General features: G+C 43.2%; 7 protein-coding genes. 6 read left to right on the forward strand and 1 reads right to left on the reverse strand.

Annotation, left to right across the window (positions count from 1 at the left end; genetic code table 11):
* On the reverse strand, nucleotides 1-330 hold a 330-nt coding region (locus IH598_01750), incomplete at its 3' end, for a hypothetical protein (GenBank protein MBE0637227.1).
* Nucleotides 331-508: 178 nt separating this feature from the next.
* Here IH598_01750 and IH598_01755 point away from each other — a divergent pair.
* From IH598_01755 to IH598_01780, 6 genes are all read left to right on the forward strand, one after another.
* Entirely contained in the window at nucleotides 509-1,159 is a 651-nt protein-coding gene (locus IH598_01755; GenBank protein MBE0637228.1) for an ABC transporter ATP-binding protein, read from the forward strand.
* Between the two features lie 129 nt (nucleotides 1,160-1,288).
* A complete protein-coding gene (locus IH598_01760) occupies nucleotides 1,289-5,134 on the forward strand; it encodes a tetratricopeptide repeat protein (GenBank protein ID MBE0637229.1) in 3,846 nt (1,281 codons plus the stop codon).
* A gap of 189 nt (nucleotides 5,135-5,323) precedes the next feature.
* A complete protein-coding gene (locus tag IH598_01765) occupies nucleotides 5,324-6,541 on the forward strand; it encodes a mechanosensitive ion channel (GenBank protein ID MBE0637230.1) in 1,218 nt (405 codons plus the stop codon).
* 47 nt (nucleotides 6,542-6,588) lie between these two features.
* Nucleotides 6,589-8,001, forward strand: coding sequence for a DUF1254 domain-containing protein (locus IH598_01770; GenBank protein ID MBE0637231.1), 1,413 nt, complete (start codon nucleotides 6,589-6,591; stop codon nucleotides 7,999-8,001).
* A gap of 76 nt (nucleotides 8,002-8,077) precedes the next feature.
* The gene (locus IH598_01775; GenBank protein ID MBE0637232.1) at nucleotides 8,078-8,581 is read left to right on the forward strand and encodes a hypothetical protein; all 504 of its coding nucleotides are present in this window, start codon (nucleotides 8,078-8,080) and stop codon (nucleotides 8,579-8,581) included.
* A partial coding sequence (locus IH598_01780; protein MBE0637233.1) for a DUF1254 domain-containing protein occupies nucleotides 8,539-9,543 on the forward strand: 1,005 nt, incomplete at its 3' end. The genes IH598_01775 and IH598_01780, both read left to right, overlap by 43 nt.

Raw genomic sequence — 9,543 nt, forward strand, 5'->3', positions numbered from 1 at the left:
AATCTCGCCTCCGTTAATGGCAATCAGATCAAATTCAAAATTTATCCCTTCACGGTTGCCTTTTCTGCGCTGAATTATACTTTCTACTTTAATCCCTCTCGAATTCAGCAATTTGATCAAATCGCCTTCCACCAGAGATTCCACCAGTTTTCCCCATTGAGAAGTGAAAAGTGCAGTGAGCTCTTTGATTTTTTTATCGGTATCCTGGAACTTCTTGTCAGTTTCCTGAAATTTTTTGTCAGTTTCCCGAAACATTGTCCAGACCTGCTGAAAATCGAGGGGTTGGTTGTAAGGAGCAACTGGTTCCTCAGCCAAATTGTTGTTTTCCATTGTTTTGAGAATTTTCATTTGCAAAAATACAAAATCTGAGCAGATGAAATTATGTAATTTGTAAGAGGTAAACTCTTGTTGGCATTTTCAAATTTTCTGCTTTGGCGGGATTTCGCTTTCCATGACCACTAATCCGCGTATTCCCCTGTTTTGCTACTTTTGTCAAAAAAAATCAATAATGATTCGGGCTGAAAACATTCACAAATCTTATGGAAACCTTCATGTGCTCAAAGGCATTGACCTGGAGATTGCAAAAGGTGAAATTGTTTCGGTTGTCGGTGCTTCGGGGGCCGGGAAATCAACCCTGCTGCATATCCTCGGCACACTTGATCGTACTGATAAGGGAAGTGTTTTTATTGACAATAAGAGAATTGATACGATGCCGGAGAGAGAATTATCTGACTTCCGAAACAGAAACATTGGGTTTGTCTTCCAGTTTCATCATCTTCTACCTGAGTTCACTGCCATCGAAAATGTGTGCATCCCTGCATATATCGGGAGAATTTTACGCTCCGAAGCTGAAAGAAAAGCGATCGAACTTCTTACCTATCTTAATCTTCGGGACAGGATGGAGCACAAACCTTCAGAACTTTCGGGAGGTGAACAACAACGAATAGCCGTGGCCAGGGCGTTGATTAATAAACCAAAAGTTATCCTTGCCGATGAACCGTCGGGTAACCTCGATTCCAAGTCAGCCAAAGAGTTGCATCAGCTCTTCTTTGATCTGCGCGAAAAGTTTAACCAGACCTTTATTATCGTGACCCATAACCTCGAACTTGCCGACATGGCTGACCGGAAACTGACCATTATTGACGGGAAAATTTTATAGCCCCTTAAGCCACCTCAGCCATTCGGGCCGCTTTTTCAAACAATATTTTAAGCCTTACCTTGTTAATAATCTGGTTATCACGAAAAGGTCAGTTACAAATCAAATCATCGGAAACACTATTTAATCTGAATGCGCAGTTGTAAACCTATTATATACAGAATCAGTCTTTTACTTTTCTCCTTTTTTATCATTGTCCTTCCCGTTTCGGGTCAAAGTCCCGACAAGGCTACCCTTTATAACGAAAAGGTGAACCAGGCCGAAAAGCTATTTTTTGAAAAGAACTATCAGCAGGCAAAAAAGACTTTTCAGGAGGCACGTAAACTTAAACCCGATGAGCGTCACCCTGCGGCCAGAATTTCGGAGATCAATAAAATTTTGGGTATTCAGGAAGAGGATAATACGGAGTTTTCTCAGGCAGTTACAAAAGCCGACGCATTTTATAAGGAGGAAAAGTACGCTCAGGCGCTCGATGCATACATGGCTGCAAATGATATTGCACCGGGTGATGAACATGTGACAGCAAGAGTTATTGAACTCAATAAATTACTTAGGGAAAAGCAGGCAAAGGAAAAAGGATATGAGGCCGCGATGAAGCTAGGTTCTCAATTCTATGAGAATAGGCAGCTGGATAAGGCAAAAGAGCAGATTGAAATTGCACTCTCTTATGATCCGGCATCTTTGGATGCAAAATCCAAATTGGCCGAAATAAGCAAGATTTTAGAAGTCAGAGAACAGTATGAAAATGCGGTAAAAGAGGCTGATGATTTGTATGTTGACCAGGATTATGACGCTGCTAAGTTGGCTTACAATCGGGCACTTAGCATCAAACCAACAGAGAGTTATCCTCAGAACATGATCCTTCGCATCGACGAAATGATCATGAAAAAAGAAAGTGATGCACTCGCACTGGAAAATTCCTATAAAGAAGCTGTTTTAAAAGGTGATGAGCATTTTCTGGCCGATGAATATGAATTGGCAAAATCCTATTTTGAGGAGGCATCAAGACTCAAACCAGCTGAATCCTATCCACGGGCAAGAATTACAGAGATCAATAACCTGTTTGCTGAGCTGGAGGTGAAAGAACAACAATACCTGCAGGCTGTTGCCCAGGGTGATGACCATTTTTCCAGGCAATCCTGGGATGCTGCTTTGGCCGAATATCACCGGGCCGAAAAACTCAAACCCGGGGAGCCCTACCCCGGGGAAAAGATTGCAGAAATTACAGGAGTGCTTTCGGGTTTAACTGATGCAGAGTACCAATCCGTCATGGCTCAAGGCGAGATACTTTTACAACAAAAGAGCTATGACCAGGCTATATTAACCTTTCAAAAAGCAATAGAACTGAAGCCTGGCGAGAATTTACCAAAGGATAAAATTTCTGAAATCAATGGTATCCTGGCAGACTTTGCACAGGCTGAAGAAAATTACCAAACGGTTATCGCAACCGGGAATCAACTCCTTGCGGTTAAAGATTATGAAAAGGCCATTGAAACATTTTCTAAAGCATCGGCAATGCGACCGGAAGATGAATATCCTAAATCCAGGATTGCTGAGATTAACACCATTTTAGCGGGTATAGAAGCCGTTGAAGCTGATTACCAGGAGGCCATCAAAGCTGGTGATGAATTTTTTCGGGGTAAAAGCTATGAATCTGCGCTGGCAGAGTTTCAGAAAGCATCTGAATTAAAACGTGAAGAGGTATATCCAAAAATCAGAATTTCAGAGATCACTGCGTTGTTGGCTACCATAAGCGAGTCCGAAGCTGAATATCAGTTTATTATCAAAGAGGCCAATCAGTTGCTGGATCAAAAAAATTATAATCAGGCTTTAACGGAGTTCCAGAAAGCAAGCAATCTGAAACCGGAAGAGATGTTTCCTAAATCAAAAATCACCGAAATCAACAGCCTGCTTGCTGAACTTGCTGAAATGGAAGTTACCTATCAGGCAACCATTAACCTTGGTGACCAATTGTTTGGACAAAAAGAATACAACCAGTCATTGGCAGAATTTCAAAAAGCCTCCAACCTGAAACCGGACGAAAACTATCCGAAGGAAAAAATTGCGGAGATCAACACCCTTCTGGCCGGACTTGCCGAGACGGATGCCGCTTATCAGGCAGCCATTACCCGGGGCGACCAGCTTTTCTCGCAGAAGGAGTACGATCAGGCTTTGGCTGAATTTGAAAAAGCCTCCAGTTTGAAGCCGGAAGAAAACTATGCGAAGGAAAAAATTGCGGAGATCAACACCCTTCTTGCCGGACTTGCAGAGACGGATGCCGCTTACCAGGCTGCCATTACCCGGGGCGACCAGCTTTTTGGACAAAAGAGTTACGATCAGGCTGTAGCTGAATTTCAGAAAGCCTCCGACCTGAAGCCGGAAGAAAACTACCCGAAATCGAAAATCACAGAGATCAACACCCTTCTGGCCGGACTTGCTGAAACCGATGCCGCTTACCAGGCAGCCATTACCCGGGGCGACCAGCTTTTCTCGCAGAAGGAGTACGATCAGGCTGTGGCTGAATTTCAGAAAGCATCCAGCTTGAAACCGGTCGAAAACTATCCGAAGGAAAAAATTGCGGAGATCAACACCCTTCTGGCCGGACTTGCCGAGACGGATGCCGCTTACCAGGCAGCCATTACCCGGGGCGACCAGCTTTTCTTACAGAAGGATTACGATCAGGCTGTGGCTGAATTTCAAAAAGCCTCCAATCTGAAACCGGACGAAAACTATCCGAAGGAAAAAATTGCGGAGATCAACACCCTTCTGACCGGACTTGCTGAAACCGATGCCGCTTACCAGGCAGCCATTACCCGGGGAGACCAGCTTTTTGGACAAAAGAGTTACGATCAGGCTGTGGCTGAATTTCAAAAAGCCTCCGACCTGAAACCGGACGAAAACTATCCGAAGGAAAAAATCACAGAGATCAACACCCTTCTGGCCGGACTTGCTGAAACCGATGCCGCTTACCAGGCAGCGATTACCCTGGGCGACCAGTTGTTTGGACAAAAAGAATACAACCAGTCATTGGCAGAATTTCAGAAAGCCTCCGACCTGAAACCGGAAGAAATTTACCCGAAATCGAAAATTGATGAGATTAGCACAATTTTCAGAAAAATAGCTGAAACCAATACAGCCTATGAATCTGCAATTGAAATAGGTGAACAGTTTGTAAAGGAGGAGAAATTTGACCTGGCCAAAGCCGAGTTTCAAAAAGCCACAGAACTTAAACCTGCAGAGGAATACCCAAAAAACAAACTGATCGAGATTGATGCGTTGGCTGCCGAATTGGCTGAAAAGCAACTGCAATACAATAATTTTATTACTGCAGGCGACTTTCATTACGATGCCGGAAACCTGCACGAAGCTAAGGTTTCATATAATTCAGCATTGGCCATATTTCCAAACAGCAGTTATCCTAAAGATAAAACTGCAGCGATTGATGTAACCCTTCGGGAAGAACTGGAGCGTATCCAGAAAGAATACAATGCTGCTGTTGCCGAAGCTGACCGACTGTTTGGGACAAAAGCCTACGACGATGCCATCAATCAGTATCAAATTGCATCTGGCATAAAACCCGATGAAACCTATCCTCAAAGCCGGATTTCGGAGATTACCAAAATCATTGAGGCCAATGTGGTGGTGGATGTAGTGAAGACCATCGAAATTGTGGAATCCAATGTTGTTTCAAAGTACGGCTTTTCTCCGGTTCCCAGACAGGGACGCAGGGAGAGTTATATCATTTTGAAAGCCAGAAATTTGAGTGAACACGACTTCCGTGTCTTTCTCAATTATGGTAAAGATGAAACCAACAATGGAGGTTTCGTGATCAACATTCCCAATTCAGTTCAAACGCGCGATTACATTGTAAAAGTCGGCGGCCAGTACCGGTGGTTCAGCGAAGACAACAACTGGATCAGTCTACAGCCTGAAGGGGGCAACGTGGAGGTTTCGATGATTCAGATTTCGCAGGAGTAAATTTGCAGGCAATTCACCGTTTTCCTTTCAGGTAAATTCCCAACGTTTACCTAAATCCCGCAGTGTTGCTTTTCAGGACCCCTTTAAAAAATGATACTATTTTTGCAGATAGTTAATCGAAAATTGTTATTAAGCTTTTCTGTTATGTTCACACGTTTAGATGAATGGTTGATTGAAATGTTGCAGAGCATGCGCGTTGAAGAATTCTGGCACGATTCGCTTTCGTCGCTTGTCAAGGTAATTATTGCATTTATTTTAAGCTACCTCTTGTTCAAGGTTGTTTACACAATACTGATTTCAATCATTAAGCGGATTTCCCGTAAAACGGAAACATCCTGGGACGATATTTTGGTTGAGCAAAAGGTGTTTACCCGGCTTACGTTTTTGGTGCCCGCTTATTTTCTGCATGCGATAGCCCCTTTTGCACTTGCTCATTATCCTGACCTGATTGAAACTGCCCGACTGGCGCTGAGGATTTACAGTGTAATCATTGTCATGCTGGTTTTTTCGGCATTTTTTAATGCAATTCTTGTTATCTATCAGCTATATCCAATCTCAAAAGTACGGCCAATAAAGGGGTACATCCAGGTGGCGAAAATCATCCTGTACATTTTCGTTTCCATCACGATCATCTCATTCCTGATTGGCGAAAATCCGTTAATAATCCTTGGAGGTCTTGGTGCATTTTCAGCAGTTATTCTGTTGATATTCAAAGATTCGATTCTTGGCCTTGTTGCAGGGGTGCAGTTAACAGCCAACGATCTGCTTCGCCAGGGCGATTGGATCACCATGCCAAAATATGATGCCGATGGAACGGTACTCGATATCACCCTCACCACGGTAAAAGTGCAGAACTGGGACAAGACTTACTCTACCATACCTGCCTATGCATTGTTTTCTGAATCTTTTAAGAACTGGCGTGGAATGGAAGAATCGGGTGGAAGGCGAATCAAACGTTCGATCAATATTGACATGCACAGTGTGAAATTCTGTACACCGGATATGCTCAGAAAATTTGAACGAATTTTTTATGTAAAGGATTACATCAGGGAAAAAGAGATCGAGATTAAACAGTACAATGAGGAACTGAAAATTGATAATGAGATTCTTGTAAATGGCCGTCGCCAGACAAACCTGGGTGTTTTTCGGAATTATTTATCCAATTATCTGCGCAGCCATCCCAGGGTCAATACCGACATGACATTCCTTATCAGGCATCTGCAGCCTGGGGAAACGGGCATTCCCATCGAAATTTATGTGTTCTCCAAAGATCAGGATTGGGCAGTTTATGAGTCAATTCAGGCAGATATTTTCGATCATATCCTTGCCGTAATTCCAGAATTTGAACTAAAGGTTTTCCAAAACCCAAGCGGCGCCGATTTTAAGGCTATTTTAACTGGTAAGTGAAACAAAGAAACCGTTGTATGATATTAAAACAAGATAAATAACTTATTATGAAAACAGCATTTCACTTATTATTGATTATGTTAATCACATTCTCGTGTACTGAGAACAAGGGTAAAAAAGAAACTATGGTGTCTTCTGAATTGTCATTAGACTCTATCCGTTCCATTGCAAAGGAAGCCTATATCTACGGCTATCCCATGGTGGACGGCTACCGCATCCAATACGGCTACTTCGTTGACAAGACCGACCCCGAATACAAGGGAGAGCCAAACACAATTATCAACGTCCCCCGCGTTTACACCCCGGCGGACAAGGCCGTCCAGACGCCCAATTCCGACACGCCGTATTCCTTTCTCGGTGCAGACCTCCGGGCCGAACCGCTCGTTCTGACGGTCCCTGAAATTCCGGAAGGTCGCTATTATTCGATTCAGTTCATCGACGCCTATACATTCAACTTTGCTTATGCCGGCAGCCGAACCACCGGTAACGAAGCGGGTAGCATCATGCTGGCTGGCCCGAATTGGAAGGGCGGGAAACCGCAGGGAATCAAAGAGGTCATCCTGTCCGAGACCGAGATAAACACCCTTATCTACCGCACCCAGCTTTTCAATCCGGCCGACATCGACAACGTGAAAAAAATCCAGGCCGGATACAAGGTGGAGCCGCTCTCGTCCTTTCTCGGCACCGCAGCGCCCACCCCCGCCCCGGCCATCGACTACATCAAGCCGATCAGCCAGGAAGAGCAGAAAAGCTCTCTCGAGGTGTTCAATATCCTGAACTTCATCCTGCAATTCTGCCCGACCGATCCGTCCGAGAAGGAACTCATGGAGAGGTTCGCCAAGATTGGCATCGGCGCCGGAAAGACCTTTGATCCCACGAAGCTTTCCCCTGAAATGAAGAAAGCCTTCGAGGAAGGCATAGGCGACGCCTGGAAAGAATTTGAGGGCGGCGCGAAGTTATTGGCGGAAGGTAAAATTACCGCCGGCGATGTCTTCGGCACGCGCGCATCCATGAAAAACAATTACTTCTATCGCTGGCTCGCAACCATTGGCATCTGGGGAAATTCAAAACAGGAAGCGATGTATCCTATTTATTTTACTGACGCCAGCGGCCAAAAGCTCAACGGCGCCAACCGCTATACGCTGCATTTCCCGAAGGGAAAACTGCCACCTGCGAATGCGTTCTGGTCGCTCACCATGTATGAGCTGCCCGGAAGTTTATTAACCGAAAACCCTATCGACCGCTACCTCATCAATTCGCCGATGTTGCCGGACATGAAAATGGATGCCGATGGCGGCCTCACGCTCTACATCCAGCACGAGTCACCCGGCAAGGATCTGGAGTCCAACTGGCTGCCTGCACCCAAGGGACCATTCTCATCTTACCTGCGCATCTATTGGCCGAAAGAAACTGCATTGGATGGTTCATGGAAAAACCCACCTATGCAGTTGGTTAAATAAAAATGTTGGCATTAGTGGAGGTTTTAATTTTAAAAAATATGGAAGTGTTTGTAAAAACACAAAAAATAACATTACTATGAATACCAAAGACAAATTATTAAAAGAGCTAAAGGCGATTTTATTGGTCTCGTTATATTTTCTTGTATGGTTTGGAACTCTTATGATAATAAAAGTGCTCTTATTGGATGAGTACAAAATTGAATTCTATGGTGCTTCAAAAGTTATTGTTGGAGCGCTGATAGCAGCTAAGGCTGTACTTATTTTAGAGCATGTGCCCCTGGGAGTGAACAATAAACCGGCAATTATAGATATTCTTTTGCGCACTTTTTTGTATTTGGCCGGCGTAGCGGTCATTTTAATTCTTGAACATGCTCTGGAAGCTCGACATGAATATGGTGGGTTTTTAAATGCATTAAAGAACTTAACAAAAAGTGCCAACTTTTACCATATTTTGGTCACTGTTATTTGTGTATTTGGGGCATTGTTTTTTTACAACCTTGGATCAGTTATCAGCAGTCGGTTGGGAAAAGGAGGATTATGGAAAATGATGATTTCTCCTGTTCAAAAGCAAAAAAAATAATTCAAAATCAAAAAACCTTTAAAATGAAACTAATTAAATTCAAAGCACTGTCAATGATTGCAATAATTGGAGTAATCGCTGCATGCAATCAACCGCAGTCGAAAGATGCACTAGTAGCTGATAATATTGTTTCACTTGCTGATGCCACATTAGAGGGCGATGAATTGATTAAAACCGATTTTGGTGACATTCAATTGAATCAAAGTTATATTACTAAAGAATCCATCGCTAAACTGAATGACCAATTAAGTTTACAAAGAGCTATTGAAGTGTATCAATGGTCACTTCCGGTAACGACTTTTCAAATGTGGTACAATGCGCATTCTGAAGTCTATGGCGGAGCAGATTTGGATTTTGTGGAGTACAAATCATTTAATGAAAAAGCAGGCATTCTTACAGCTAATGCCACTACCCCCTATGTGATCAGTTGGGCTGATCTTTCTAAAACGGGGCCGGTGGTTATTGATTATCCTGCCGGTGCTTCTGCCGGAGCAGTAATGGATTTTTACCAACTTTCCCTGGGCGATTTAGGATTAATGGGGGCTGATAGAGGAAAAGGTGGTAAATACCTTATTCTTCCAAATGGATATGATGCTTCAAATCTAAATACCAAAGGGTACATTGTTATTAACAGTACAACCATTAAAATAATGATTGGCACCCGATTTCTGTCCACTGATGAAGCGGAAATCAAAAAGATGAAAGAGAATTTTCTTGTTGGCAAATATGGGGAGGTTTCAAAACCAGCAAAATTCATTTCCAATACCGACAAGCGATTTGAGGGAATGCCTTTCAGGGGCTTAAAATATTTTGAATTGGTACATCAGTTTATTCAAAATGAGCCACAGAAGGAAGAAGATAAAATTTTCTATACCTACTTAAAATATCTGGGTATTGAAAATGGCCAACCCTTTAATCCTTCAGAAAAACTAAAAACGATTTTAACGGAAGGAGCCAATTTG

The organism is Bacteroidales bacterium (assembly GCA_014860585.1).
Lineage (GTDB): Bacteria > Bacteroidota > Bacteroidia > Bacteroidales > 4484-276 > RZYY01.

Bases quoted from the DNA above. Each gene is read 5' to 3' on its own strand.
- IH598_01755 (MBE0637228.1), top strand. From the start codon at position 509: ATGATTCGGGCTGAAAACATTCACAAATCTTATGGAAACCTTCATGTG.
- IH598_01760 (MBE0637229.1), top strand. From the start codon at position 1,289: ATGCGCAGTTGTAAACCTATTATATACAGAATCAGTCTTTTACTTTTC.
- IH598_01765 (MBE0637230.1), top strand. From the start codon at position 5,324: ATGCGCGTTGAAGAATTCTGGCACGATTCGCTTTCGTCGCTTGTCAAG.
- IH598_01770 (MBE0637231.1), top strand. From the start codon at position 6,589: ATGAAAACAGCATTTCACTTATTATTGATTATGTTAATCACATTCTCG.
- IH598_01775 (MBE0637232.1), top strand. From the start codon at position 8,078: ATGAATACCAAAGACAAATTATTAAAAGAGCTAAAGGCGATTTTATTG.